The sequence below is a fragment of the Micromonospora sp. AP08 genome, assembly GCF_008085935.1.
GTDB lineage: Bacteria > Actinomycetota > Actinomycetes > Mycobacteriales > Micromonosporaceae > Micromonospora > Micromonospora chersina.
Genome location: NZ_VSEZ01000007.1, coordinates 214,777 through 241,289, shown reverse-complemented (window position 1 = coordinate 241,289; position 26,513 = coordinate 214,777). Strand labels below are relative to the sequence as shown.

The following is a 26,513-nucleotide window of genomic DNA, read 5'->3' as shown; positions in this document are numbered from 1 at the left end:
CGTCGAACTGAGAGCAGGTTCCTCGTGAGTCGGACCCGGCGTTCGTCTTCCCCGGCGGCTCGACGGGGGGTGACGTCGTCCGGGATCGCGCGCCCCGCGGGCGGCGCCGCCCGGGCGGTCACCCGCACGCTCAGCGACGACCCGCTGGGCGGCACCGTCCGCCGCACCGTGCTCCCCAGCGGCCTGCGCGTGCTCACCGAGGCGATCCCGGCCATGCGCAGCGTCTCGTTCGGCATCTGGGTGGCGGTCGGCTCGCGCGACGAGACCGGGCCGCAGGCCGGCGCCGCGCACTTCCTGGAGCACCTGCTCTTCAAGGGCACCAACAAGCGCGGCGCGCTGGAGATCTCCTCGGAGATCGAGGCGGTGGGCGGCGAGACCAACGCCTTCACCACGAAGGAATACACCTGCTACTACGCGCGGGTCCTCGACGAGGACCTGCCGTTGGCCATCGACGTCATGTGCGACCTGGTCGCCGACTCGGTGCTCGCCGCCCCTGACGTGGAGACCGAGCGCGGCGTCATCCTCGAAGAGATCGCCATGCACGACGACGAGCCCGGCGACGAGGTGCACGACCTCTTCGCCCGCGCCGTCTACGGCGACCACCCCCTCGGCCGGCTGATCTCCGGCACCGAGGAGACCGTCACCCCGATGACCCGGCGGCAGATCCAGAGCTTCTACCGCCGCCGCTACACCGCGCCGCAGATCGTCATCGCCGCCGCCGGCAACCTCGACCACGCCGCCGTGGTCAAGCTGGTCCGCCAGGCGCTGCGCGGCACTCCGCTGGACACCGACCCGGCCTCGCCGGCCCCGCACCGGTCGGCCACCCCGGCGGTACGCACCAGGCCGGCCGCCACCGTGGTCGAGCCGAAGGAGACCGAGCAGGCGCACGTCATCCTCGGCTGCCCCGGCATCGACCGCCTCGACGAGCGGCGCTTCGCCCTCGGCGTGCTCAACAACGTGCTCGGCGGCGGCATGTCCAGCCGGCTGTTCCAGGAGATCCGCGAGCAGCGCGGCCTGGCCTACTCGGTCTACTCCTACGCCAGCCAGTACGCCGACAGCGGCCTCTTCGCCGTCTACGCCGGCTGCGCGCCGGGCAAGGTGGACGAGGTGCTGGACCTGACCCGGGCCGAGCTGGCCCGGGTGGCCGCCACGGGAATCACCGAGGCCGAGCTGGCCCGGGGCAAGGGGATGAGCAAGGGCTCCTTCGTCCTCGGCCTGGAGGACACCGGCTCCCGGATGAGCCGGCTGGCCAAGGGCGAGCTGCTCTACGGCAACCTCATGCCGGTCGACGAGCTGCTGGCCCGGGTCGACGCGGTGACCCTGGACGACGTCAACGCCCTCGCCGCCGACCTGCTCGGCCGGCCGATGTCCCTCGCCGTGGTGGGCCCGTTCGACGAGTCCGCCTTCGCCGCGCGCTGACCGTCCCGCTTCCCGGTCCGTCGGGGTGGCCCCGTCCCGATTGGGATAGGTTGTGCCCCGTGACTGACGAGCAGGAGAAGAACCCGGCCGAGGCGGTCCGGGTCGGCGTGCTGGGCGCCCGCGGCCGGATGGGCATGGAGGTCTGCAAGGCCGTCGACTCGGCCGGCGACCTGGACCTGGTGGCGACGATCGACCAGGGCGACGACCTCTCCGCCGTCGCCGGCGCCGAGGTGGTCGTCGACTTCACCACCCCCGACGTCGTCATGGACAACCTGCGTTGGTGCATCGACCAGGGCATCCACGCGGTGGTCGGCACCACCGGCTTCACCGAGCAGCGGCTCGACCAGGTGCGCGCCTGGCTGGCCGGCAGGCCCGGCGTCGGCGTGGTGATCGCCCCCAACTTCGGGATCGGCGCGGTGCTGATGATGCAGTTCGCCGCCCGCGCGGCCCGGCACTTCGAGTCCGTCGAGATCATCGAGCAGCACCACCCGCGCAAGCTGGACGCGCCCAGCGGCACCGCCACCCACACGGCCCGGCTCGTCGCCCAGGCCCGCGCCGAGGCCGGGCTGGGCCCCACGCCGGACGCCACCAAGGACGAGGTGCCCGGCGCCCGCGGCGCCGAGATCGACGGAGTACGCGTGCACGCGGTCCGCGCCACCGGCCTGGTCGCCCACCAGGAGGTGCTCTTCGGCACCACGGGCGAGACGCTGACCATCCGGCACGACTCGTACGACCGGGCCTCGTTCATGCCCGGCGTGCTGCTGGCGGTGCGCGAGGTGCGCCGCCGTCCGGGCCTCACCGTCGGCCTGGACGCCCTGCTCGACTGACCTTTTGAGGGCTGCCGTGCCGGGCGGCCGTGCGTGAGGGCGACTGCTTCCCCCGCGGCCGCGCGTGAGGGCGACGGTTTCCCGCCGCGTCGGCCGTAGCTGTCGGCGGCCGGCCGCGCGCAGGTCCGCAACGGCGATCAAGCGGCCCGGCGGTCGGCGGGTGCAGGCTGTCCACATGACCACGACGGACGGACTCACCGGCCTCCTCGACGTACTCCAGGTCGCACTGGACGATCCGGAGGCCGGCCCCGCCGGTCTGGCCGCCCGGGCCCACCTGTCCCGGTTCCACTTCGACCGGCTGGTCGCCGCGGCCACCGGGGAACCGCCGGGCGCGCTGCGCCGCCGGCTGCTCCTGGAGCGCGCGGCGCACCGGCTCACCACCAGCGACCGGACCGTCCTCGACGTCGCCGTCGAGGCCGGGTACGGCTCGCACGAGGCGTTCACCCGCGCCTTCCAGCGGTCGTACGGCATGCCGCCGACCGCGGTCCGGCGGCGCCCGCCGCTGACCTTCCGCGAGCTGGAGCTGCCCTGCCCCAGCGGCGTCCACTTCCAACCGCCCGGTGGCCTGCGGCTGCCGGCGGCACGTCAGGAGACTCCCATGAACGTTCTCCAGCACCTGGTCGACCACCACGTCGAGACCCTCACCGCGATCATCGACCGCGCGGGCACCCTCGACGACACCGTGCTCGACCGGCCCGTCACCGTGTCCGTGGAGACCATCGACGAGCAGCCGACGCTCCGCTCGCTGATCAACGCCATGGTCACCCAGGAGGAGCACTGGCTCTCGGCGCTGCGCGGCGGCGAGTGGCCCGACGAGAGCGACCGGTCGGTGTCCGGGTTGGCCGCCCGGCACGCGGTCGCCGGCCGCGACTGGCGGGCCTTCGTGGCCCGGACGCTGGCCGCCGGCACCCTGGCGGACACCTTCGTCGACACCACCTGCACGCCCCCGACCACCCACACGCTGGGCGGGACCATCGGTCACGTGATCACCTTCGCCGCCGTGCGTCGCACCCTGGCCATCGGCGCCCTGCACAGCGCCGGCATCACCGACCTCGGCGCCGGCGATCCCCGCCCCTACCTCGACGCCGCCGCGACCGCCCCGGCCGAGTGACGACGGCCGGCTGACGGTGACCGACTTCGGCGCGTCCGGTTGACGACGGCCGGGCTGACGACGGCCGGGCTGACGACGGCCGGGCTGACGGCGGCCGGCTTCGGCGGCGGCCGGCTTCGGCGGCGGCCGGCTTCGGCTGCGGCGAAAGCGATGGCCGGGTGGGCGGGCCGGCCCTAGGCTGACCGCCATGATCGATTCCGGGCAGTGTGACCGCGCGGGCCGACGGGTGACCCTGCGGCCGGTGGACGACGACAACTGGCGGGCGGTGGCCGACGTGGCGCCCCGCGACGACCAGCGGACCTTCGTGCCGGCGCTGGCCGCCCGCTACCTGGTGCTGACCATGCGCTCGGACGTCTGGACCTCACTCGCCGTCTACGCCGACGAGACGGTGGTCGGCCACGTCATGTGGGGTGTGGACGACGACGGCTCCCGCTGGATCGGCGGCATGCTGATCGACGCCGCCGAGCAGGACCGCGGCATCGGCCGCGCCGCGGTCAAAACCCTGACCGACTGGCTCGCCGAGGCAGGCAAGCCGATCCGCCTCAGCTACCACCCCGACAACACCTCCGCCGCAGCCCTCTACAACTCCCTGGGCTTCCACCCCACAGGAGCCATGGAAGACGACGAACTGATCGCCGAACTAACCCAGCCCTGACCCACCCACCCCGCCCACCCCGCCGACCCCGCCCACCCCCCACCCGCCCCGTTGATCATGAGGTTGGCGGCAGTCATGGAGATCGACTCCGCCGCCAACCTCATGATCGACGCGGGAGAGAGCGACGTGGGGGAGGTCAGGCGGGGGAGTGGGTGGGGTCGGTGGGGCGGCGGGGGGTCGGGATGGTGAGGGACCCGGGGAGGCCGCTGACCGTGGCATGGCCGGTGTGGTTGACCGTCACCTTCACCGGGGTGTCGGCGATCCGCAGGCCCTCGGCCGTCAGGGCGCCCAGTTCGGGGCCGGCCAGGGGGCGGAGGTCCACTCGGCCGGCGGGCACGTCGGGGTAGATGCCGAGGGCGGCCTGGAGGAGGAGCACGGCGGACGCCGCCGACCAGGCCTGCGGGTGGCACGCCGCCGGGTACGGCACCGGCCGGCCGAGCGCCGCCCGGTCGTCGCCGCCGTACAGCTCGGGGAGGCGGTAGTCGAACGCCTCGGCGGCCGTCAGCAGGCCGTCGGCGAGCCGTAGCGCGGCCTCGCGGTGACCGGCCCGGGCCAGCCCGCCGAGCACGATGGCGGTGTCGTGCGCCCAGATCGACCCGCAGTGGTAGGACAGCGGGCTGAACCCGGCGTCGTCGGTGGACATGGTGCGCAGCCCGAAGCCGCCGGCCAGGGCCTCGGTCGAGAGCAGGGCGGCGACCTGCGCCGACTCGGCGTCGGAGAGCAGCCCGGTGCCGAGCAGGTGACCGATGTTGCTGGTGAGCGAGTCGACCGGGCGCTTGTCCCGGTCGAGCGCCAGGGCGGGCTGGGGGCCGTACGGGCCGTCGACCCAGAACGCGCCGCGGAAGCGGGTGGCGAGCCGGTCGGCGTAGGAGCGCCAGCGGTCGGCGCCGGGCCGGCCGAAGGCGTCGAGCAGGTCGGCGCCGTTGACCGCGGCCTGGTACGCGTACCCCTGCACCTCGGCCAGCACGATGGGCGGCGCGGCCAGCCGGCCGTCCCGGAAGCGCACGGCGTCGCCGGAGTCCTTCCAGCCCTGGTTGGCGAGGCCGTGGCCGGTGGTGTCGACGTACTCGACGAAACCGTCACCGTCGGCGTCGGCGTGCTCGCCGAGCCAGCCGAGCGCCGCCTCCAGGTGGGGGAGCAGCGGCTCGACCTGGTCGGCGGCGAGCCCCCAGCGCCAGGCGTCGTGCAGCAGCCCGATCCAGAGCATGGTGGCGTCGACCGTGCCGTAGTACGCGGGCGGCAGCCGCAGCCCCTCGTCCAGGGTGAACTCGTGCCGGCGCAGCTCGTGCAGGATCTTGCCGGGCGCCTCGCCGGTGGCCGGGTCGACCCGGGCGCCCTGCCGGCGGGCCAGCACCCGCAGCGTGCCGGCGGCCAGGTCGGTGCCGAGCGGCAGCATCATCCGGGCGGCCCAGAGGCTGTCGCGGCCGAAGAGGGTGAGGAACCAGGGCACGCCGGCGCCGAGGAAGACGTCCTCCGGGTGGGCGGGCTCGGCCAGCCGCAGCCCGCGCAGGTCGGCCAGGGAGCGGTCGAGGAGCCGGACGAGGCGGCGGTCGTCGGCGCGTACCGCCGGCTCGGACCAGCCGGGGCCGGGTGGGGCGGCGGTCACCACGGCCTTCGGGTCGGTGACGGCGAGGCGCCAGCGCAGTGTCGCGGACTCGCCGGGGGCGAGCGTGACGGGCCAGCTCAGCCGGGGTGCGGTGGCACGGTCGCCGGTGGCGTCCACGGTGGCCGCCTCGCCGGTGACGGTCACGGTGAGCCCCTCGGCGGCCCATTGGACCCGGCCCGGCTCGCCGACCTTGGCCTCCAGCGGCGTGCCGGTTCCACCGGACTTGACCAGCTCGATGGGGGCGAGGTCGCAGGCGAGGTCGACGCTGACCGTGGTGCGGACCGGGCCGGTGGCGGTGGACGACACGAGGAGTTCCTCGGTGAGGCCGTGCGGTCCGGCCTGCCGGGTGCGCTCGATCCGTACGGTCGGGTCGGGGCTGGGGTCACCGAGCCAGCGGGCCAGGGCCACGAAGCGGGCGCCGTGCGGGCCGGCCGGCCCCCGGGTCAGCGGCTCCGGCTCCCGGTCGTCGAGGCGCAGTTCGGCGCGGGAGAGCACCCGGGCGTCGGCGTGGAAGGCGCCCTGGACGCCGTGCGGCCGGATCTGGCCCGCCGCGTCGCCCAGCGCGCTGGTGGGGGCGTGCACCACGCCGACCAGGTCGTGCAGCAGCGGTTGCAGGTGGCGTTCGGACAAGGGGAACTCCCGGTGCTGATCGGTGGGCCGGGGATGTCTTGACAGATGGCTCCGGCCGGTGCAAAGTGCGAAACATTCCAGAAACTTTGAACGATCTAATCCTGCCGCATCGGAGTTGGATCGTTCAAGGCGGCGAGAGGGATTTCGTGGCTGAAAAGGTGACCATCGCGACGGTGGCCCGGCGCGCCCAGGTGAGCCGGCAGACGGTCTCCAACGTGCTCAACGCGCCGCACATCGTCCGCGAGGAGACCCGGCAGCGGGTGCAGGAGGCGATCACCGCACTCGGCTACCGCGCCAACCAGGCCGCCCGGCAGATGCGGACCGGGCGGTCCCGCCTCATCGCGGTCCGCATCGAGCCCACCCGGGACGGGATCAACGGCTCGGTGCTCGACCGGTTCCTGCACGGCCTCACCGAGACCGCCGACGCCGCCGGCTACCGGGTCCTGCTCTACACGGCCCGCGACGACGACCAGGAGATCACCACCTACGACGACCTGCTCGGCGCGTACGACCTGGACGCGTTCGTGCTCACCGGCACCAAGCACGGAGACCCGCGCACCGCGTGGCTGGCCGAGCGCGAGGTGCCGTTCGTGACCTTCGGCCGGCCCTGGGACGCCCTCGACGGGCACCCCTGGGTCGACGTCGACGGCGCCGCCGGCACCGCGCAGGTCACCCGGCACCTGCTCGACACCGGCCACCGGCGGATCGCCTTCCTCGGCTGGCCGACCGGCTCCGGCGTCGGCGACGACCGGTGCGCCGGCTGGCGTACCACGATGACGGCGGCCGGCCTCGACGTGGCCGGCCTGCGCCGGGAGACCGAGGACGGCATCGCCGAGGGTGAGCGGGAGCTACGCGACCTGCTCGCCCGCGACGCGCCGCCGACCGCGGTGGTCTGCGCCAGCGACTCGCTCGCCCTCGGCGCGCTCCAGGCGGCGCGCGGCGCCGCAGCGCCGGTCGCGGTCGTCGGCTTCGACGACACCCCGGTGGCCGCCGCGGTCGGGCTGAGCAGCGTCAGCCAGCCGCTCTCCGCTGCCGCCGCCCGCTGCGTCGACCTGCTCACCGGCCTGCTCGACGGTCAGCCCACCGACCCCCATGTGCTGCTCACTCCCGCGCTGGTGCTCCGGCACACGGCGTGACCACATCCCCCACCAGGAGAGTCAGATGACACCTCGCACCCTCACCCGGGCGGCGGTGGCCGGCTTCGCCGCCGTCGCCCTGTTCGGCTCCGCCGCGTGCGGCAGCGGCTTCGACGACTCCGCGAAGGACACCAAGCAGTCCAGCGGCCCGGCCAGCCTCCAGATCCTGATCGGCTCCTCCGGCGACGCCGAGACCAAGGCGGTGCAGGACGCCGCCGCCAAGTGGGCCTCGTCCAGCGGCAACACGGCCACGGTCACCCCCGCCCAGGACCTCACCCAGCAGCTCGGCCAGGCCCTGGCCGGCGGCACCCCGCCGGATGTCTTCTACGTCGACGCGGCCCGGTTCGCCGACTACGCCAGCGTCGGCGCGCTGGAGCCGTACGGCGACAAGATCAGCAACAAGGACGACTTCTACGAGAGCCTGCGCACCACCTTCACCTACGACGGCAAGCTCTACTGCGCGCCGAAGGACTTCTCCACCCTCGCCCTGGAGATCAACACCGACCTGTGGGCGAAGGCCGGCCTGACCGACGCCGACGTGCCGACCACCTGGGACCAGCTCACCGCCGTCAGCGAGAAGATCAAGGCGAAGAAGATGGTGGCGCTCGCCCTCGGCGACACCCGCGACCGGATCGGCGCCTTCATGGTGCAGAACGGCGGCTGGCTCATGAGCAAGGACGGCAAGCAGCCCACCGCCGACACCCCGGAGAACCTCCAGGCCCTCCAGTACGTGAAGTCGTTGCTCACCAACGGCTACGCGAAGTTCCCGAAGCAGCTCGACGCCGGCTGGTCCGGGGAGGCGTTCGGCAAGGGCAAGGCCGTGATGACCATCGAGGGCAACTGGATCAAGGGCGCCCTCCAGAACGACTTCCCGAACGTGAAGTACAAGGTCGTGCCGCTGCCGGCGGGCCCGAAGGGGCAGGGCACCCTGTCGTTCACCCAGTGCTGGGGCATCGCGGCCAAGTCGAAGTACAAGGACCAGGCGATCAAGTTCGTCGAGGCGATGACGGCGGGCGACCAGCAGATCGCCTTCGCCAAGGCGTTCGGCGTGATGCCGTCCCGGCAGTCGGTCCGCGACCAGTACACCGGCGCGTTCCCGGCGGACAAGCCGTTCATCGAGGCCGCCTCGTACGCCCAGGGCCCGGTGAACGCCCCGAAGATGGACAGCGTGCTGCGGGACCTGGAGGCCGGCCTCCAGGGCCTCGCCGCCGGCGACCCGAAGACGGTCCTGGCCAACTTCGACAAGAACGCCAAGGCGGCGCTCGGCGGCTGAGCGGTGGCGGAGGGGCCCGGACCGGGCCCCTCCCTGCCGGCTCGCACGGACAAGGAGGGAGGGGAGAGATGGCAACCGAAGCGCTGCGGGCCCCGGCGACCACGCCGGTGCGGCCGCCACGCCGCCGCGGCGGCGTCCGCGGCAACGAGAACATCGCCGGCTGGCTCTTCGTCGCGCCGGTCATCGTGATCCTCGGGCTCTTCCTGCTGCTGCCGATCCTCATGGCGCTGTGGGTCAGCCTCACCGACTGGAACGGCCAGGGCAGCCCGTTCACCGCCGACGTGCCGTTCGTGGGCGGGAAGAACTACACCCGGCTGTTCGCGGAGGACGGGCTGGACCGCCGGGACTTCATGACCAGCATCCGCAACAACATGTACTACGTGGGCATCGTGGTGCCGGTGCAGACCGCGCTCGCCCTCGGCCTCGCCCTGGTGGTCAACAACCGGATGCTCAAGGGGAAGGGCTTCTTCCGCAGCGCCTTCTACTTCCCCTCGGTCACCAGCTCCGTGGCGATCAGCGTGGTGTTCCTGTTCCTGTTCGCCAACTCCGGCGCGGTCAACAAGCTCCTCGGCCTGCTCGGCGTCAACGGGCCGGAGTGGTTCGCCGACTCCCGCGGCGTGCTGCACCTGCTGCTCGGCGCCGTCGGGGTGGACACCCCGCCCGGCGCGCTCACCTCCGGCGGCCCGTTCGGCCTGACCTGGTGGGACTGGCTCGCCGGCCCGAGCGTCGCCATGGTCTCCATCATCAGCCTGGTCATCTGGACCACCTCGGGCACGTTCATGCTGATGTTCCTGGCCGCGTTGCAGAACGTCCCGGTGGCCCTCGACGAGGCCAGCACCCTGGACGGGGCGACCCGCTGGCAGCGCTTCCGGCACGTCACCCTGCCGCTGATCAAGCCGACCACCTTCCTGGTGCTCACCCTCGGCCTGATCGGCTCCTGGCAGGTCTTCGACCAGGTGTACGTGATGAGCCAGGGCGACCCGGCCAAGACCACGCTCACCCCGGCGTACCTGTCCTACCGGACCGCCTTCCAGAACTTCGACTACGGCTCCGGCGCGGCCATCTCGTTCGTGCTGTTCCTGATCATCATCCTGCTGACCCTGCTCCAACGCCGGGTGATGGCCGACCGGGACGAGCCCCGGCGGGCCCGGTGGTGGCGGCGACGCGTACCGGAGGGGTCCTGACATGGCCGTGCTCACCGACCGGCCGGCGGCGCCCGGCACGCGCCGCGCCGACCGCGGGCCGCGCGCCCGGGTCAACCGCATCCTGGGGTACGCGGTCCTGATCGCCTTCGGGCTGGTCTTCCTCTACCCGTTCGTCATCCAGCTCGGCAACTCGTTCAAGACCGAGCCGGACGCGGCGGCGAACCCGCTCTCGCCGATCCCCGACCCGCTGACCCTGGCCGGCTTCGAGCGGATCTTCGCGGGCACCAACTTCCCGCTGTGGCTCGGCAACTCGCTGCTGGTCACCGTGCTGGTCACCCTGGGCCGGGTCTTCTTCGACTCGCTCGCCGGCTACGCGCTGGCGCGGCTGCGCTTCCGGGGCCGGGCCGGGCTGTTCGCCGCGATCATCGCGGTGATGGCGGTGCCCGGCGTGGTGCTGCTCATCCCGAAGTTCCTGGTGCTCAAGCAGCTCGGCCTCTACGACAGCTACGCGGGCCTGGTGGTGCCGCTGCTCGCCGACGCGGCCGGGGTCTTCATCATGAAGCAGTTCTTCGAGTCGGTGCCGGTCAGCGTGGAGGAGGCGGCCCGGATCGACGGCGCCGGCGTGTTCCGCACGTTCTGGTCGGTGGTGCTGCCGATGGCGCGGCCGGCCCTCATCACGCTGACCATCCTGTCGTTCCAGGGCTCCTGGAACGAGTTCCCGCACAGCCTGGTCTCGGTGCAGGACCCGGACCTGTTCACCCTGCCCCGCGGGCTGGCCGATCTGGTCAGCGGGTCGCTCGGCAAGGGCACCCAGTATCCGCTCAAGCTGGGCGCCGCGCTGCTCGCCACCATCCCGGTGGCGGTGCTCTTCGTGATCTTCCAGCGCTACTTCGTCCGCGGGGCGAACGAGGGCGCCGACAAGGGCTGACCGGGGGCCGGCGGTCCTGCCCCGTGCCGGGACCGCCGGCCCCGGTTCAGCTCTCCTGGAGCACCGAGAACACGTTGCCGGCCGGGTCGGTGAACCAGGCGATCGACGGGCCGTTGCCCCGCATGACGCCCTTGTCGTCCTGCGGCATGCCCTCGTAGCGCTCGAACCGCACCCCGCGGGAGACCAGCTCGTCCACCGAGAACCCGGTGAACGCCTTCGTGTCCCTGAACATGACCCGCTCCTCACTCCGCCGGTGCGCCGCCTCCGTCGTGCCTACCAGGGGTGGACGCCGCAGGGGACGGAAACTCATCGACGGGTCGGGAATCGAGCCGGGTCGGCAGCCCGAAGCGCGGGAAGAGCCGCGGCTCCAGGAAGTGGGTGAGCCGGGCGATCCGCCCCTCGGCGCACTCCAGCACCGTGATCGAGAAGGCCAGGTGGCCGCCGGCCGGGTCGGCCCGGTACTGCGCCAGGGCCGGTACGCCGTTCGCGGCCACCCGCACCAGCCGGGAGCCACGGCACTCGGCGCCCGGCCCGCCCAGCCAGCGGCCGATGTCCGCCGCGCCGCGCAGCCACATGGGATAGGGCGGCATGCTCTGCACGGCGTCCTCGCGCAGCAGCGCGACCAGGGCCTCGATGTCGTAGCGGGCGAAGGCGTCCACGTAGCGGTCGAGCAGGTCACGGTCGACCGGGTCGAGATCGGGACCGACGCGCTGCTCGGCGCGCACCCCGGACAGGGTCGCCCGGGCCCGCTGGAGCGCGCTGTTGACCGCCGGCACCGTGGCGTCGAGCAGGTCGGCGACCTCGTCGGCGTGCCAGCGCAGCACGTCCCGCAGGATCAGCACGGCGCGCTGCCGGGGCGGCAGGTGCTGGAGCGCGGCCACGAACGCCAGCCGCACCGACTCCCGGGCCACCGCCAGCTCGGCCGGGTCGGCCGGCAGCACCGCCGTGTCCGGCACCGGCTCGACCCAGCCGCCGGCCGGCGTGCCGAGCGACTCGGCCACCGGCGCGGCCGGGCCGCCGAGGTCGACGGGCAGGGCCCGCCGGCCGCGCCCGCGCAGCAGGTCGAGGCAGACGTTGGTGGCGATCCGGTACAGCCAGGTGCGCAGGCTGGACCGGCCGTCGAAGCCGTCCCGGCCGCGCCAGGCCCGCAGCAGGGTCTCCTGCACCGCGTCCTCGGCGTCGAACACCGAGCCGAGCATCCGGTAGGCGTAGCCCGTCAACTCGACCCGGAACGGCTCCAGGTCGCTGCTGGTCGCTGGCGCCGGTGCGGTCGTCATGCCGCCACGGTATGCCGCACCCCCGACAGCGCCTACTCAGGAAGCGGCGGGGACGCCGACGTGCAGGCGGACCTGGGGGACCAGCATGTCGTCCACGTCCAGCGCGCGGCCCGCGCCGTCCGGCTCCCAGCCGGTCGAGGTGAGGAACTTCCGGGTCGCCGCGTCGGCGTCGAACGCCCAGGCCACCGCGCGGGTGAAGCCGTCTTCCCGCCAGTGGTCGACCATGGCGGCGAGCAGCCGGCTGCCGTGCCCGCGCCGGCCCCAGCGCGGCTCGACCAGCAGGTCGGTCACCGCCGCCACACCGTCGGCGAGCGCCTCGGCCGGCTCGCCCGGAGCGAGCGCCTCGGCGTCGGCCGGACCGGAAGCGGCGAACCCCACCAGATACGATTGCTCGGCCTGTTCGACGGCGACCAGCACGCGGTGCGCGCCCGAGGGCGGCTCCTGCACGGCGGCGCTCCACCGCCGGGCGAGGTACGCCTCGTCCAGGTTGTCGAGCACGTGCCGGGGCAGGATCCGGCGGTACGCGGCCCGCCAGGTGGCGAGCTGGAGGCGTGCGATCTCGCCGGCGTCCTCCGGACGCGCGGGGCGGACGTACCCGAGAGCCATGGCACGTGAGCCTACGCAGGGCGAGGAGGGCGACGGTGGCGCAGGGTGCCAGGCGGACGATCGCGCAGGTCGTCGCCGTGGTGGCGCTCGCCGTCGCGGTGACCGCCTTCCTCTCGGTGGCGGCCGTGCGGCACGGCTTCTTTGACCTCAAGGTCTACTACGGCGCGCTGACCTTCTGGGTGCACGACGGCGGGGAGATCTACGACTTCCTCAAGGGCGGCACCCAGTACGGCTTCACCTACCCGCCGTTCGCCGCGCTCGTCATGCTGCCGATGGCGTACCTGCCCTGGACGGCGGCGATCGCGGTGAGCGTGGCCGCCACCGTGGTGGTCAGCGCGGTGGTCATCTGGTGGCTGCTCGACCCGGTCGCCCGGCGCGCCGGCTGGACCCGCTGGTTCGTCCTGGCCGTGGCGCTCTGCCTGGCCGCCGCCTACGAGCCGATGCGCGAGACGGTCAACTTCGGCCAGGTCAACATGCTGCTGCTCTTCCTCGTGGCGGTGGACCTGCTCCGGTTGCTGCCGGCGCGCAGCCGCTGGGCCGGGGTCGGCATCGGCCTGGCCACCGCGATCAAGCTGACCCCCGGCATCTTCATCGTCTACCTGCTGGTCACCGGCCGGTGGCGGGCCGCGTTCACCGCCATGGGCGGGGCCGCCGCCGCGACCCTCGTGGCCGCCGCGCTCTTCCCGGACGCCTCCCGGGAGTTCTGGACCGAGGCGCTGTGGAACACCGACCGGGTGGGCGAGCTGGCCTTCGTCTCCAACCAGTCGCTGCGCGGGGTGGTGGCCCGGCTCGACCCCGAACACCCCAGCACCGTCGCCTGGCTGGCGCTGGTCCTCGCCACCCTGGTCGTCTGGGGCTGGCGCTCCCGGGCCGCGGTGGCCGCCGGCGACGAGGCCACCGGCCTGGCGCTGACCGGCGCCACCATGTGCCTGGTCAGCCCGGTGACCTGGGTGCACCACCTGGTCTGGCTGCTGCCCGGGCTGATCCTGCTGGTCGACAACGGCATGGCGGCGCCCGCCCGCAGCCGGCGGCGCCGCCTGCTGTTGGCCGCCGCGCTCGTCGGGTACGCCTTCCTGACCAGCCGGATCGTCTGGGCCTGGGAGAAGGACTTCACCGGGGTGGACGGCTTCCTGGGCAGCAACACCTACGTCTGGATCAGCCTGGCGCTGCTGCTCGCCCTGCCGGTCCGCCACGGGGCCACGCCGACCGGCGGCGGTCCCGCCGGGCGGGGCGGGCCGGCCGGCTCAGCCGTCGAGCCGGGCGGTGTAGCGCAGCTCGCGGAGCCGGACGGGGTCCCGCCCTCCGTGCAGCGGGACCGCGTAGGTGGACTCCTCCCCATCCGGTGACAACCCGGCCCGCTCGTAGAAGCGGCGGGCCCGGGCGTTGTCGGCGAGCACCCAGAGCCGGTACTCCGTCCACGCCCGCTCCGCCAGCCCGGTCCGGGCCGCCGCGTGCAGCGACCGTGCGAGCCCGGCGCCCCAGTGCGCCGGGTCCAGGTAGAGCGCCAGGACCTCGCCGTACCGCGGGTCCAGGTCGCCCCGGTCCTGGTTGTTCCGGTACGGCCCGAAGGTCGTGAACCCGACGACCACCCCGTCGACCTCGGCGACCAGCGTGGTGAACGGGTGCTCCGGGTCGGCCGTGCCGAGATCCCGGCGGCGCTGCGCCCAGGCGGCCGGGTTCAGCCGGTTCAGCACCTCGTCCGGCATGATCCCGGCGTACCCGGCCTGCCAGCCGCGGATGTGCACCCGGGCGATCGCCTCGGCGTCGTCCGGTTCCTCGCGGCGGATGGTCGGCACCCGTCCGTTCTATGCCGCGGCGGGCGATCGGTCCAGCCGCCGCACCCTGCGACGATTCCAGCTCGGCGCGTCTAGCGCCGCGCCGCGACCTGGAATCGTCGTGTCAGACCGGTGGATTAGGGTCCCCGACGATGGTCGCACCGGAATCGCTCTCCCTCGCGCAGGCCCGCCGGATCGCCCTGGCCGCCCAGGGCTTCGCCGACCCGGCGCCCACCGGCGTGCCCACCCGCCGGCACCTGCGCCGGGTGCTCGACCGGGTCGGGCTCATCCAGATGGACTCGGTCAACGTCCTGCAACGGGCGCACTACCTGCCGCTCTACAGCCGGCTCGGGCCCTACCCGACCACCCTGCTCGACACCGCCGCCTACCGGCGCCCCCGAGAGCTGTTCGAATACTGGGCGCACGAGGCGTCGCTGGTGCCGGTGGGGCTGCACCCGGCGCTGCGCTGGCGGATGGCCAAGGCACACGACGAGGCGTGGGGCGGGATGCGCCGGATCGCCCAGGAGCAGCCCGAGCTGGTCGCCTGGGTGCGCGACGAGGTGGCCGCGCGGGGCCCGCTCACCGCCGCCGAGATCGAGCACGACGCGCCGCGCGAGACCGGCAACTGGGGGTGGAACTGGTCCACCGTCAAGCGGGCGCTGGAGTTCCTCTTCTGGGCCGGCGAGGTGACCGCCGCCGACCGCACCACCTCGTTCGCGCGCCGCTACGACCTGCCCGAACGGGTGCTGCCGGCCGCCGTGCTCGACGCGCCCACCCCGAGCGACGCCGACGCCCACCGCACGCTCGTGGCCATCGCCGCCCGGTCGCTGGGCGTGGCCGCCGAGCCGGAGCTGCGCGACTACTTCCGGCTGCCGGTGGCCGGCGCCCGGCAGGCCATCGCCGAGCTGGTCGAGGCCGGTGAGCTGACCCCGGTCACCGTGTCGGGCTGGCGGCAGCCCGCCTACCTGCACGCCCAGGCCCGGCTGCCCCGCTGGGTCCGCGGCAACACCCTGGTCAGCCCGTTCGACCCGCTGGTGTGGGAGCGGGCCCGCGCGGAGCGGCTCTTCGACTTCACCTACCGCATCGAGATCTACGTGCCCGCGCCGCAGCGGGTCCACGGCTACTACGTGCTGCCCTTCCTCCAGGGCGAGCGGTTCACCGCCCGGGTCGACCTCAAGGCCGACCGGAAGGCCGGGGTGCTGCTGGTGCCGGCCGCCTGGGTCGAGCCCGGCGCCGACCCGGGGGAGACCGCCGTGGCGCTCGCCGCCGAGCTCTACCGGCTCGCCGGCTGGCTCGGCCTGGACGCCGTCGCCCCGCCCGCCGCCGGCGACCTGGCCGCCCCGCTGGCCGCCGCCCTGGTGGGCGTGGCGGGTGTACGGTGAGCGCGTGACGAGCGTTGACCGGCCGGCCGCCGCGCCCGACCCGCACCCGCCCGCCGATCTCCCCGGACCGGCCCCCGCCGGGTCGCCCACCACCGTCACCGGACCGCACGGGGAACACGCCGCCCTGGAGCACGCCGTGCACGCCGCCGGGCCGCACGCGGAGCACCCGCACGTCGCCGGGCCGCACGTCCACCACGGGCCCTATCCCGAGCACGGGGCCGGGGCCTGGCCCGCCGGGGTGGCCTACCCGCCGGTCGAGCCGGACCGGTTCACCCGCCTGGTGCTGCGGCTGCACGCCCGCGCCCCACGCTGGGCGGTGCCCCTCGCGGCGCTCGGCTGCGTCGGCCTGGGCATGGCGTACGCGCTGCTCAGCGACCCCACCCACAGCGACCCGGACGCCCGTCCGACCTGCCTGCTCAAGCTCACCACGGGGCTGGACTGCCCGGGCTGCGGCGGCACCCGCGCCCTCTGGTACGTGCTGCACGCCGACCTCCCGGCCGCCGCCCGCCACCACTTCCTCTTCGTCTTCTCGCTGCCGTTCCTGGCCTGGCTCTTCGTGAGCTGGGCGGGGAACCGGGCGTTCGGCTGGCGGCTGCCGGAGCTGCGGATCAGCCCCAAGGTGATCGGCGGCTTCCTGGCCCTCTGGCTCGCCTTCTCGGTGGCCCGCAACCTGCCCTGGGCCCCGTTCACCTCGCTCTACGTCTGACCGCTGACCGAGGGCTGACCTCCGCTGGTGTGCTGGTTCACGTCCGCGCGTCCGAGTTTCGCCGGGAGCCCAGGGGCCACTACAGTCCCAGGAATGCCGGAGATGGTGCAGCCCCAGGTCAAGCTGATCGCGTGGACCCAGTTCCAGGCCCCGGACGACGTGCCGTGGTCGACCGACGCGGAGGGCGGTCAGGCCCTCGCCGAGTTCGCCGGCCGGGCCTGCTACCAGAGCTGGAAGAAGCCGAACCCGGCCACCGCGACGAACGCCGGCTACCTGGCGCACATCCTGGACGTGGGGCACCTGTCCGTGCTGGAGCACGGCTCGGTGAGCTTCTACTTCAGCGGGGTGTCCCGGTCCTTCACCCACGAGCTGATCCGGCACCGGCACTTCTCCTACTCGCAGCTCTCCCAGCGCTACGTCCCGGAGCGGGACGCGGCCATGGTCGAGCCGGCCGTGATCGCCGAGGACCCGGAGCTGCACAAGAAGTTCATCGAGGCGAGCGAGGCGGCGGTTCGGGCGTACACCGAGCTGCTGGAGGGCCTGGAGGCCCGGTTCACCGACGAGCCCAACCCGACGCTGCGCCGCAAGCAGGCCCGGCAGGCGGCCCGCGCGGTGCTGCCCAACGCCACCGAGACCCGGATCGTGGTGACCGGCAACTACCGGGCGTGGCGGCACTTCATCAAGATGCGCGCCACCGAGCACGCCGACGTGGAGATCCGCGAGCTGGCCGTGGAGTGCCTGCGGCAGCTCCAGGGGGTCGCCCCGAACGTCTTCGCCGACTTCGTGATCTCCACGCTGCCGGACGGCACCGAGGTGGCGGCGTCTCCGCACGCCGAGTGAGTCGTCGCCCTTCGCCGCCGGGGCCCCGGTGGTCGTCCGCTAGGTTGTGAACATGACGCACGACCTCCCTGCCGCCACGAGCCGGGGCGCCTCGCGCCCGTTCGGACGACTCATCACGGCCATGGTGACCCCGTTCACCGCCGACGGGTCGCTCGACCTCGACGGGGCCGTCCGGCTGGCCAGCCACCTCGTCGACGAGCAGGGCAACGACGCGCTGGTGCTCAACGGCACCACGGGCGAGTCGCCGACCACCACCGACGCGGAGCAGGAGGCCCTGATCCGCGCCGTCGCGGAGGCGGTGGGCGACCGCGCCCGGATCGTCGCCGGGGTGGGCACCAACGACACGAGGCACACCATCGAGCTGGCCGCGCAGGCGGAGAAGGCCGGCGCGCACGGCCTGCTGGTGGTCACGCCGTACTACAACAAGCCGCCGCAGAGCGGGCTGCTGCGCCACTTCACCGCGGTCGCCGACGCCACCGGGCTGCCGATCATGCTGTACGACATCCCGCACCGGGCCGGCACCGCGATCGCCACCGACACCCTGGTGAAGCTGGCCGAGCACGGCCGGATCGTCGCGGTCAAGGACGCCAAGGGCGACCTCACCGCCACCTCCTGGGTGCTGGCCCGCAGCGACCTGGCGTTCTACAGCGGCGAGGACGCGCTGACCCTGCCCGCCCTCGCGGTCGGCGCGGTCGGCGTGGTCGGCACCTCCACGCACTTCACCGGCGTGCAGACCAAGCAGATGATCGAGGCGTACGAGGCGGGCGACACCGCCACGGCGCTCGCCCTGCACCGGCGGCTGCTGCCGCTGTTCACCGGCATCTTCCGGACCCAGGGCGTGATCCTGGTGAAGGCGGGCCTGGCGGCCAAGGGCCTGCCGGCCGGCCCCGTGCGACCCCCGCTGGTGGACGCCACCGGCGACGAACTGGCCCAGCTGCGCGCCGACTGCGCCGCGGCGGGCCTGCCCCTACCCGAATGATCGAACGACACGACGGACGCCGCGCGACGGCGTCGCAGAATGAGGTGACGCGTGACCGAGGCGCACATCGAGGGTGAGCTGCCCCCGCCGCTGCCGGAGGGCGGCCTGCGGATCATCCCGCTCGGCGGACTCGGCGCCATCGGCCGGAACATGACGGTCTTCGAGTACGACGGCAAGCTGCTGATCGTCGACTGCGGGGTGCTCTTCCCCGACGTCGAGCAGCCCGGCGTGGACCTGATCCTGCCCGACTTCGGGCCGATCCTGGACCGGCTGGGCGACGTGCAGGCCATCGTGCTCACCCACGGCCACGAGGACCACATCGGCGCGGTGCCGTACCTGCTCGCCCACAAGCCGGACATCCCGCTGGTCGGCTCGCAGTTCACCCTGGCGCTGGTCGAGGCGAAGCTGGCCGAACGGCGGATCCAGCCGTACACGCTGACCGTCGCCGAGGGGCGGCGCGAGCGGCTGGGCCCGTTCGAGTGCGAGTTCTTCGCGGTGAACCACTCGATCCCCGACGCGCTGGCGGTGGCCATCCGCACCGGCGCCGGCCTGGTGCTGCACACCGGCGACTTCAAGATGGACCAGCTCCCGCTGGACGGCCGGATCACCGACCTGGCCGGCTTCGCCCGGCTCGGCGCCGAGGGCGTGGACCTGCTGCTCTCCGACTCCACCAACGCGGAGATCCCCGGCTTCGTCACCCCGGAGCGGGAGATCGGGCCGGTGCTCGACTCGATCTTCGCGAAGGCACGTGGCCGGATCATCGTGGCCTCGTTCGCCTCGCACGTGCACCGGGTGCAGCAGGTCTTCGACTCGGCGGTCGAGCACGGCCGCAAGGTGGCGCTGATCGGCCGGTCGATGGTGCGCAACATGGGCATCGCCCGCGACCTGGGTCTGCTGAACATCCCGCCGGGCCTGGTGGTCGGGCTGGAGGAGGCCACCACGCTGCCGCCCGAGCAGATCGTGCTGATGTCGACCGGCTCGCAGGGCGAGCCGATGAGCGCCCTGGGCCGGATGGCCAGCGGCGACCACCGGCACATCACCATCGCCCCCGGCGACACGGTGGTGCTCGCCTCCTCGCTGGTGCCGGGCAACGAGACCTCGGTCTACCGGGTGATCAACCGGCTCGCCCGGGCCGGCGCCACGGTCATCCACAAGGACGTGGCGAAGGTGCACGTCTCCGGTCACGCCCCCGCCGGCGAGCTGCTCTACCTGCTCAACGTCACCCGCCCGAGCAACCTCATGCCGGTGCACGGCGAGTGGCGGCACCTGCGGGCGCACGCCCGGCTCGGCATCGAGTCCGGCGTCGCGCCGGACCGGGTGGTGCTCTGCGAGGACGGCGACGTGGTCGACCTGGTCGACGGCCGCGCCAGCCTGGTGGGCCACGTGAAGAGCCGCTACGTCTACGTCGACGGCCTCGCCGTCGGGGACGTCAGCGAGTCGCTGCTCACCGAGCGCCGGATCCTCGGCGACGGCGGCTTCATCGCCACCACCGTGGTGGTCGACTCGGTCACCGGCAAGGTGGTCGGCGGGCCGACCCTCTCGGCGAAGGGCTTCTCCGAGGACCCGGAGGCGTTCAACCCGGTCATCCCGCTGGTCACGGAGGCGCTGAACCGGGCCGCCGCGGACGGCATCACCGACCCGCACCAGCTCCAGCAGATCGTCCGGCGCACCGTCGGGCGCTGGGTCAACGACGCGTACCGCCGCCGGCCGATGATCGTGCCGACGGTCGTCGAGGTCTGACAGACGCCGACTCCGCACGCCGGTCCACCGTCCGCGGTGGGCCGGCGTCGTCGCTCTCCGGGTACGCCCGGACACACTCCGCCGATTCCGGCCGCTCGCCTTCAACCGATCGGCGTCCGTCTCCGTATACCGCTCCGGCAGGCGTACCCGCGCCGGCCGGGAGGAGCGTGGCGGATGGACCGCAGACGGATGACAGCCATCGGCGTACTGGTGGCGGCGGCGGGCGCGGCGGCGGCGGTGACCCTGCCGTCGTTCGCCGGCGAGAACCCGACGACCCGGCGGACCGCCCCGGCGGCGTCCGACGGCGTCGCGCCCGAGGTGCTGGACGCGCTGAGCCGCGACCTCTCGCTCACCCGGGACCAGGCGGCCCGGCGGCTGAAGACCGAGCGGTGGGCGTCGGGCGCGGTGGCGAAACTCCGCACCGAACTGGGCGCCGACTACGGCGGTAGCTGGCTCGGCGCCGACGGGAAGACGTTGAACGTGGCGGTGGCCGATCCCGCCCAGGCGGCCCGGGTGACCGCCGCGGGCGCGGTGCCGAAGCCGGTGGACCGCGGGGTCGCCGAGCTCGACGCCGTGAAGACCCGCCTCGACAAGGCCGGCGACGACGCCAGCCCGGACGTCGCCGGCTGGTACGTCGACGTGCAGACCAACTCGGTGGTGGTGGTCGCCCAGCCGGGCGCCGAGGCGGCCGGCCGCCGCTTCGCGGAGGCCAGCGGGGTGCCCGCCGGCGCGGTACGGGTGCGGACCGCCGACGAGGCGCCCCGCCCGCTGTTCGACGTGCGGGGCGGCGACGCGTACTTCATCAACAACGCCGGGCGCTGCTCGGTCGGCTTCTCGGTGGTCGGCGGCTTCGTCACGGCCGGGCACTGCGGCCGGCCGGGGGACCGGACCACCGGCGCGAACCGGGTCGCCCAGGGCACCTTCGCCGCGTCCTCGTTCCCCGGCGACGACTGGGCCGTCGTCGAGGTCAACGGCCAGTGGACGCCGCAGGGCGTGGTGAACGACTTCAACGGCGGCACGGTGCCGGTGAACGGCTCCACCGAGGCCCCGGTGGGCGCCTCGGTGTGCCGCTCCGGCTCGACCACCGGCACCCGCTGCGGGGTGATCCAGGCGAAGAACGCCACGGTGAACTATCCGGAGGGGACGGTCACCGGGCTGACCCGGACGAACGTCTGCGCCGAGCCGGGCGACTCGGGCGGCGCCTGGCTCTCCGGCGACCAGGCGCAGGGCGTGACGTCCGGCGGCTCCGGTGACTGCACGAGCGGCGGGGTGACCTTCTTCCAGCCGGTCAACGAGATCCTCCAGCGCAACAACCTGACCCTGGTCACGGCAGGTGACCAGCCGGCGTCGTCCGCGCCGCCGGCCGGCGGCGGGTCCACCGCGCCGGCGGCGAGCACCGCGCCGGCCACCCCGCCGGACGGTGACGCGGCCGACTGCACCGGGCAGGTCAGCCGGACCGGCCGGATCGCCGCCGGCCAGGCGCAGGTCCAGCCGGACGGCCGCTTCTTCCGGGTGTCCGGCGGCGCCCAGGAGGCGTGCGTGTCCGCGCCGGAGGGCGCCCGGGTGGTGCTGGAGCTGCAACGCTTCACCGGCGCCGGGTTCCGCAGCGTGGCCCGCGCCGACAGCACCGACGGGGTCGCCCGGCTGACCGCCGACACCCCGGCCGGCGCCTACCGCTACCGGGTGGTCGGGCTGGCCGGCGCCGGCGAGTACACCCTGGCGTTCTCCGCCCGCTGAGCCGCCGCCGGGTCGACCCCGGCGGCCCCGGACCGCGGCCCCCGTCCACCACCGCCCGGTGGCCGGGGGCCGCGCCACGTCCCGGTTCCGGGCTCACGGCAGCGCGGCGACCGCCTCGGCGTACGCGGCCCCGGTGCTGACCGCCGACGTGACCAGGACGACGAGCTGCGCCGGGGCCACCCCGTACGCCAGGTCGGTGGTGACGTCGGCGGCCAGCAGCAGCGTCCCGTCGCCCGGATCGTGCACGTACGCCGCCGGCAGCAGCCGGTCGTGGTTCCAGGCGTTGCAGAACGCGTACGCCTCGGCCCGCCGGGCGGCCGGCAGCCGGCGCAGCGCCACGGCCCGGGCGTGCAGCACCTCGCCCTGCTCGCCGAGCCGGCGGAACTGGACCACGGCCTCGCCCCAGCGCCCCACCACGGTGCCGTCCGGCTCCAGCAGGTACGCGTCGCCGCGCGCGTCGAGGGCGGCGGTGAGCAGCCGCAGGCTCAGCGGGGCGACCTCCTCCTCGCCCGGCGCCCCGGGCTCGGCCGGGTCGTCGCCGGGCGCCCCGGCGTCCTCGTCGGGCAGCGGCACCGGTTCGGCGAGCGGCCGCTCGGCCAGCCAGGAGGCGATCCGGCCGGACTGGTGGCCGGTGCCGTTGCGGGCGTCGAAGCTGCCGGCCAACGCGGTGGCGAGGGCCTGGAGCTGGCCGCCGAGCGTCGCCACGTCCACCTCGGCGGCCGGCCGGGGCCCGTGCCCGGGGCGGTGGATCCGTCGCCCGCCGAGACCGGCCTCGGCGGCCAGCCCGCAGAGCAGCGCGCCCGCCGCGGCGAACTCCATCGCGGACAGGTCGTCGGCCGGGTGGTCCAGCCGGGGCAGCTGCTCGGCCAGCACGTCCAACCCGTAAGCGAGGTGCCCGCCCAGCGCGCAGAACCGCAGGTGGGCGGCGAGCTGCGGGAAGGCCGCCCGTTCCCGGCGGTGCCGGCGGTACGCCCGCACGTGCGCCCGGGCGGCGCGCGCCGCCTCGCCGGTCCGCAGCCAGGGCAGCAACCCCGCGGCGAGGGCCCGCTCCGGCTGGTCGGTGCAGCCCGGCTCGCCGTCGAGCGCCGGCTCCAGCGCGGCCAGGGCGGCCGCCGGCTCGCCCCACCCGGCCAGCAGCTCCGCGCGGCGGGCCGGGGCGCAGCCGGCACAGCCGGCCACCGGGTCGGCCCCGTCACCGGCGGACCAGCGGTCGTACTCGCGGCGGGCGGTCGGCTCGTCGCCCAGGTGGTCGGCGAGCCGGCAGCGCAGCTCGGCCACCGGCCCGGCGTCCGGACCCAGCCGGTCGGCGAGATCGTCCAACAGGGAGCGGGCCTGGTCCAGGGCCACCCGGGGGGTGCCGAAGAGCGCCTCCACGGCCTGCCGCTGGTGCCGGCGCAGCCGTTCGGCCACGTCGGGGCCGTCGAGCAGCCCCGGTTGCCGGTCCACCGTGGCCAGGCAGCGGCGCACCGGCTCGACCGTCCGCCACCGCTCGCCCAGGTGCAGGTACGCCTCGACCAGCGCGAACCGCGCCGCCAGCCCGGTGCGTGGGTCGCCCGTGGCGTCGGCCCGGGCGGCGATGCGTTCCAGCTCGGCGCAGCGGGCCTCGCCGTCGGGCAGGTCCCGCGCGTCGGCGAGCGCGTCGGCCAGCCCCCGGTCCCGGAAGGTGGTCACCGGACCGCCCCGCCGGGCAGGTCCGCCACGGCGGCGGCGAGCTGGCAGCCGGTGGTGACGCCGCAGTCGACGAGCTGGTCGAGCTGGTGCGGGGTGACGCCGCGTTCCAGGTCGGTGGTCACCTCGCCGCAGACCTGGGCCAGCCCGTCGTCGGCGACGTGCACGAACGCCTTGGGCCAGAGCCGGTCGTGGTTCCAGGCGTTGCAGAAGGCGTGCAGGTCGGGCACGTGCTCGATGCCGAACCGGTGTGCCGTGACGGTGCGTACCTGGAGCAGCTCACCGGCGCCGCCCCGCCGGGAGAACCAGATGAGGCTCTTGTCCCAGCGGCCCACCAGGTCGCCGTCGTCGTCCCGGGCCACCGCGTACCCCCGGTTGGCCAGCACGGCGGCGATCAGCTCGCCGGTCAGCGGTCGCAGCGCCTGCGGGTGTCCGGCCAGGGGGCCGTCCGGACCGTCCTCGATCTCCGGCGACGCCATGGGGGCATCCCTTCTGAGGCGAATAACACAAACGGCGGCGGATTCGTGCCGCGACGCGCGGACACGACCCGGAAAAGCGGCGATCTGCCGGGTCCCGCCGTTACGGTGACTCTATGGCGGGCCGTACCTCTCAGGCGAGCCGGCGGCGCGGCGCGTCGCCGCGCGGAACCACGAACAGCCGTGCCCGCCAACCGGCCAGGAAGACCACCCGGGCGACCGCCCGCCGGCGGCCCGCGCCCGGGCCGAGCCCGGCGGCGTTCCTCGGCCGCGCGCTGGGCGCCCTGTGGATGGGGCTGGCGCACGCCGTCGGCTGGACGTTCCGGGCCGCCGGGCGGCAGGCCGCCACCACCCGCGAGCTGGACCCGGAGCACCGCCGCGACGGCGCCGGGCTGCTCCTGTTCGGCCTGGCCATCCTCAGTGGGGTGGGCATCTGGTCCGGCGGCGCCGGGCCGGTGGGCCGGCACCTCGCGGACACCGTGCGCCTCTTCGTCGGCGCGATCGCCATCGTGCTGCCGGTGCTGCTCATGGTGGGCGCCTGGCGGCTGATGCGGACACCGGCCGATCCCGCGCACCGCGGGCGGGGCCTGGTCGGCTGGGGTTCCATGCTGCTCGCCACGGCGGCCATGCTGCACATCGGACAGGACCCGGTCGACGAGGTCCAGCGTGACTACGCGGGCGGCCTGCTCGGCGCCGGCGTGGGCGACCTGCTCAAGTCCGCGGTCACCGCCTGGGTGGCCATGCCGCTGCTGATCCTGCTGCTGGTCTTCGGCCTGCTGGTGGTCACCGCGACCCCGATCAACAAGATCCCGGAGCGGCTCGGGCTGCGCGCCGCGCCGGTCCCGCCGTCGGAGACGGAGGAGGAGGCCGAGGCCGAGGCGCCGGCCAAGCCGGCCCGCAAGCGGGCGGCCAAGCGCCTCCCGCCGCCGATGGACCCGCTGGACGCGGACGACGACCTCGACGGCGTCGACCTCCAGGACACTCTCGTGCTGCCGCGCAAGAAGGTGCCGGCGAGCCGCAAGCCGGTCGAGCCGCCGGAGCACTCGCCGCTGCCCACCCGCGCCGAGCAGCTCGCGCTCACCGGGCTGGCCGGCGACTACACCCTGCCGCCGGCCAACATGCTGGGCAGCGGGGCCGCGCCGAAGACCCGCAGCAAGGCCAACGACGAGGTGATCGCCGCGCTGACCGGCGTCTTCGAGCAGTTCGACGTGGACGCCGCGGTCACCGGCTTCACCCGTGGCCCGACGGTCACCCGCTACGAGGTCGAGCTGGGGCCGGGCGTCAAGGTCGAGCGGATCACCCAGCTCTCCCGCAACATCGCGTACGCCGTGAAGTCGCCCGACGTGCGGATCCTCAGCCCGATCCCGGGCAAGAGCGCGGTCGGGGTGGAGATCCCGAACACCGACCCGGAGAACGTGGCGCTCGGCGACGTGCTGCGCTCGCGGGCCGCCACCAGCGACCACCACCCGATGGTGGTGGCGCTCGGCAAGGACATCGAGGGCGGCTACGTGGTGGCCAACCTGGCCAAGATGCCGCACATCCTGATCGCCGGCGCGACCGGCGCGGGCAAGTCGTCCTGCCTGAACTCGCTGCTGGTGTCCATCCTCACCCGGGCCACCCCGGACGAGGTGCGGCTGCTGCTCATCGACCCGAAGCGGGTCGAGATGACCGGCTACGAGGGCATCCCGCACCTGGTCACCCCGATCGTGACCAACCCGAAGAAGGCGGCCGACTCGCTGGAGTGGGTCGTCCGCGAGATGGACATGCGCTACGACGACCTCGCCGCCAACGGGGTCCGGCACATCGACGACTACAACCGCAAGGTGCGCAACGGCGAGATCAAGGCCCCGCCGGGCAGCGAGCGGGAGATCCGGCCGTACCCGTACCTGCTGGTGATCGTGGACGAGCTGGCCGACCTCATGATGGTCGCGCCGCGCGACGTGGAGGACTCGGTCGTCCGGATCACCCAGCTGGCCCGGGCCGCCGGCATCCACCTGGTGCTGGCCACCCAGCGTCCGTCGGTGGACGTGGTCACCGGCCTGATCAAGGCGAACGTGCCGTCCCGGCTCGCCTTCGCCACCTCCTCGCTGGCCGACTCCCGGGTCATCCTCGACCAGCCCGGCGCGGAGAAGCTGCTCGGCCGCGGCGACGGGCTGTTCCTGCCGATGGGCGCGTCGAAGCCGATCCGGATCCAGGGCGCCTGGGTGACCGAGCGCGAGATCCACGACGTGGTCAAGTTCTGCAAGGACCAGCGCGAGCCGGAGTTCCGGTCGGACGTGCTGACCGTCGCGCAGGACAGCAAGAAGAAGATCGACGAGGACATCGGCGACGACCTGGACCTGCTCGTGCAGGCGGTGGAGCTGGTGGTCACCTCGCAGTTCGGCTCGACCTCGATGCTCCAGCGCAAGCTGCGGGTCGGCTTCGCCAAGGCGGGCCGGCTCATGGACCTCATGGAGACGCGGGGCGTGGTCGGCCCGTCCGAGGGGTCCAAGGCCCGCGACGTGCTGGTCAAGCCGGACGAGCTGGAGGAGGTCCTGGCCGGCCTGCGCGGCGGCGAGGACTGACCCCCACCCGGACAGACGTCAGGGCCCGCCGGT

23 protein-coding genes are annotated in these 26,513 nt (G+C 74.1%); 16 read left to right on the top strand and 7 right to left on the bottom strand.

Annotated elements, in window-relative coordinates:
- The first annotated feature begins 69 nt into the window (after positions 1-69).
- From FXF50_RS14775 to FXF50_RS14760, 4 genes are all read left to right on the top strand, one after another.
- A complete protein-coding gene (locus FXF50_RS14775) occupies positions 70-1,419 on the top strand; it encodes a pitrilysin family protein (protein ID WP_187399675.1) in 1,350 nt (449 codons plus the stop codon).
- Between the two features lie 59 nt (positions 1,420-1,478).
- The gene (gene dapB, locus FXF50_RS14770; protein WP_148428176.1) at positions 1,479-2,246 is read left to right on the top strand and encodes a 4-hydroxy-tetrahydrodipicolinate reductase; all 768 of its coding nucleotides are present in this window, start codon (positions 1,479-1,481) and stop codon (positions 2,244-2,246) included.
- Between the two features lie 175 nt (positions 2,247-2,421).
- Positions 2,422-3,357 carry a helix-turn-helix domain-containing protein gene (locus tag FXF50_RS14765; protein ID WP_148428174.1) on the top strand — a complete coding sequence of 312 codons (936 nt, stop codon included), beginning with the start codon at positions 2,422-2,424 and terminating at the stop codon, positions 3,355-3,357.
- Between the two features lie 187 nt (positions 3,358-3,544).
- Positions 3,545-4,012 (top strand): GNAT family N-acetyltransferase, encoded by a 468-nt coding sequence (locus tag FXF50_RS14760; RefSeq protein ID WP_148428172.1) that lies wholly within the window; start codon positions 3,545-3,547, stop codon positions 4,010-4,012.
- A 136-nt stretch (positions 4,013-4,148) separates the two neighbouring features.
- Here the strand turns inward: FXF50_RS14760 and FXF50_RS14755 are convergent, their stop codons facing one another.
- Positions 4,149-6,248, bottom strand: a complete 2,100-nt coding sequence (locus FXF50_RS14755; RefSeq protein WP_148428170.1) for a glycogen debranching N-terminal domain-containing protein — start codon at positions 6,246-6,248, stop codon at positions 4,149-4,151.
- Between the two features lie 146 nt (positions 6,249-6,394).
- On the opposite strand from FXF50_RS14755, the gene FXF50_RS14750 reads away from it, so the two are divergent.
- The 4 genes from FXF50_RS14750 (at position 6,395) to FXF50_RS14735 (ending at position 10,730) form a co-directional block, all read left to right on the top strand.
- On the top strand, positions 6,395-7,384 hold the full coding sequence (locus FXF50_RS14750) for a LacI family DNA-binding transcriptional regulator (RefSeq protein ID WP_148428168.1): 990 nt from the start codon (positions 6,395-6,397) through the stop codon (positions 7,382-7,384).
- 25 nt (positions 7,385-7,409) lie between these two features.
- Positions 7,410-8,657: an extracellular solute-binding protein gene (locus tag FXF50_RS14745; protein ID WP_148428166.1), complete on the top strand. Its 1,248-nt coding sequence runs from the start codon at positions 7,410-7,412 to the stop codon at positions 8,655-8,657.
- Between the two features lie 68 nt (positions 8,658-8,725).
- Positions 8,726-9,841, top strand: coding sequence for a carbohydrate ABC transporter permease (locus FXF50_RS14740; protein WP_148428164.1), 1,116 nt, complete (start codon positions 8,726-8,728; stop codon positions 9,839-9,841).
- Between the two features lies 1 nt (position 9,842).
- Entirely contained in the window at positions 9,843-10,730 is an 888-nt protein-coding gene (locus tag FXF50_RS14735) for a carbohydrate ABC transporter permease (RefSeq protein WP_148428162.1), read from the top strand.
- A 46-nt stretch (positions 10,731-10,776) separates the two neighbouring features.
- On the opposite strand, the gene FXF50_RS14730 is transcribed toward FXF50_RS14735, so the two are convergent.
- Genes FXF50_RS14730 through FXF50_RS14720 form a run of 3 tightly spaced genes read right to left on the bottom strand, consistent with a single transcriptional unit; the run spans position 10,777 to position 12,613 of the window.
- Positions 10,777-10,962 carry a hypothetical protein gene (locus FXF50_RS14730; protein WP_148428160.1) on the bottom strand — a complete coding sequence of 62 codons (186 nt, stop codon included), beginning with the start codon at positions 10,960-10,962 and terminating at the stop codon, positions 10,777-10,779.
- Between the two features lie 10 nt (positions 10,963-10,972).
- A complete protein-coding gene (locus FXF50_RS14725) occupies positions 10,973-12,007 on the bottom strand; it encodes a sigma-70 family RNA polymerase sigma factor (RefSeq protein WP_148428158.1) in 1,035 nt (344 codons plus the stop codon).
- A gap of 36 nt (positions 12,008-12,043) precedes the next feature.
- Positions 12,044-12,613, bottom strand: coding sequence for a GNAT family N-acetyltransferase (locus tag FXF50_RS14720; protein ID WP_148428156.1), 570 nt, complete (start codon positions 12,611-12,613; stop codon positions 12,044-12,046).
- A gap of 35 nt (positions 12,614-12,648) precedes the next feature.
- Between FXF50_RS14720 and FXF50_RS14715 the strand changes: the two genes are divergently transcribed.
- A complete protein-coding gene (locus FXF50_RS14715) occupies positions 12,649-13,959 on the top strand; it encodes a glycosyltransferase family 87 protein (RefSeq protein WP_148428154.1) in 1,311 nt (436 codons plus the stop codon).
- Here FXF50_RS14715 and FXF50_RS14710 read toward each other — a convergent pair.
- Positions 13,858-14,409 carry a GNAT family N-acetyltransferase gene (locus tag FXF50_RS14710; RefSeq protein WP_148428152.1) on the bottom strand — a complete coding sequence of 184 codons (552 nt, stop codon included), beginning with the start codon at positions 14,407-14,409 and terminating at the stop codon, positions 13,858-13,860. The genes FXF50_RS14715 and FXF50_RS14710 overlap by 102 nt on opposite strands.
- A 131-nt stretch (positions 14,410-14,540) precedes the next feature.
- Between FXF50_RS14710 and FXF50_RS14705 the strand changes: the two genes are divergently transcribed.
- From FXF50_RS14705 to FXF50_RS14680, 6 genes are all read left to right on the top strand, one after another.
- Positions 14,541-15,770, top strand: a complete 1,230-nt coding sequence (locus FXF50_RS14705; RefSeq protein ID WP_148428150.1) for a winged helix-turn-helix domain-containing protein — start codon at positions 14,541-14,543, stop codon at positions 15,768-15,770.
- A 124-nt stretch (positions 15,771-15,894) separates the two neighbouring features.
- Positions 15,895-16,476, top strand: a complete 582-nt coding sequence (locus tag FXF50_RS14700; protein ID WP_148428337.1) for a DUF2752 domain-containing protein — start codon at positions 15,895-15,897, stop codon at positions 16,474-16,476.
- A 102-nt stretch (positions 16,477-16,578) separates the two neighbouring features.
- Positions 16,579-17,316, top strand: coding sequence for an FAD-dependent thymidylate synthase (gene thyX, locus FXF50_RS14695; RefSeq protein ID WP_148428336.1), 738 nt, complete (start codon positions 16,579-16,581; stop codon positions 17,314-17,316).
- 52 nt (positions 17,317-17,368) lie between these two features.
- On the top strand, positions 17,369-18,295 hold the full coding sequence (dapA, locus tag FXF50_RS14690) for a 4-hydroxy-tetrahydrodipicolinate synthase (RefSeq protein WP_148428148.1): 927 nt from the start codon (positions 17,369-17,371) through the stop codon (positions 18,293-18,295).
- 51 nt (positions 18,296-18,346) lie between these two features.
- Positions 18,347-20,035, top strand: coding sequence for a ribonuclease J (locus FXF50_RS14685; RefSeq protein ID WP_107076936.1), 1,689 nt, complete (start codon positions 18,347-18,349; stop codon positions 20,033-20,035).
- 174 nt (positions 20,036-20,209) lie between these two features.
- On the top strand, positions 20,210-21,772 hold the full coding sequence (locus FXF50_RS14680; protein ID WP_148428146.1) for a S1 family peptidase: 1,563 nt from the start codon (positions 20,210-20,212) through the stop codon (positions 21,770-21,772).
- Positions 21,773-21,865: 93 nt separating this feature from the next.
- Here FXF50_RS14680 and FXF50_RS14675 read toward each other — a convergent pair whose 3' ends face one another.
- A complete protein-coding gene (locus FXF50_RS14675) occupies positions 21,866-23,443 on the bottom strand; it encodes a YbjN domain-containing protein (RefSeq protein WP_148428144.1) in 1,578 nt (525 codons plus the stop codon).
- Entirely contained in the window at positions 23,440-23,919 is a 480-nt protein-coding gene (locus tag FXF50_RS14670; RefSeq protein ID WP_148428142.1) for a YbjN domain-containing protein, read from the bottom strand. Before FXF50_RS14670 ends, FXF50_RS14675 begins: the two co-directional genes overlap by 4 nt.
- A 113-nt stretch (positions 23,920-24,032) precedes the next feature.
- On the opposite strand from FXF50_RS14670, the gene FXF50_RS14665 reads away from it, so the two are divergent.
- A complete protein-coding gene (locus tag FXF50_RS14665; RefSeq protein WP_148428141.1) occupies positions 24,033-26,480 on the top strand; it encodes a DNA translocase FtsK in 2,448 nt (815 codons plus the stop codon).
- Positions 26,481-26,513 lie beyond the last annotated feature (33 nt).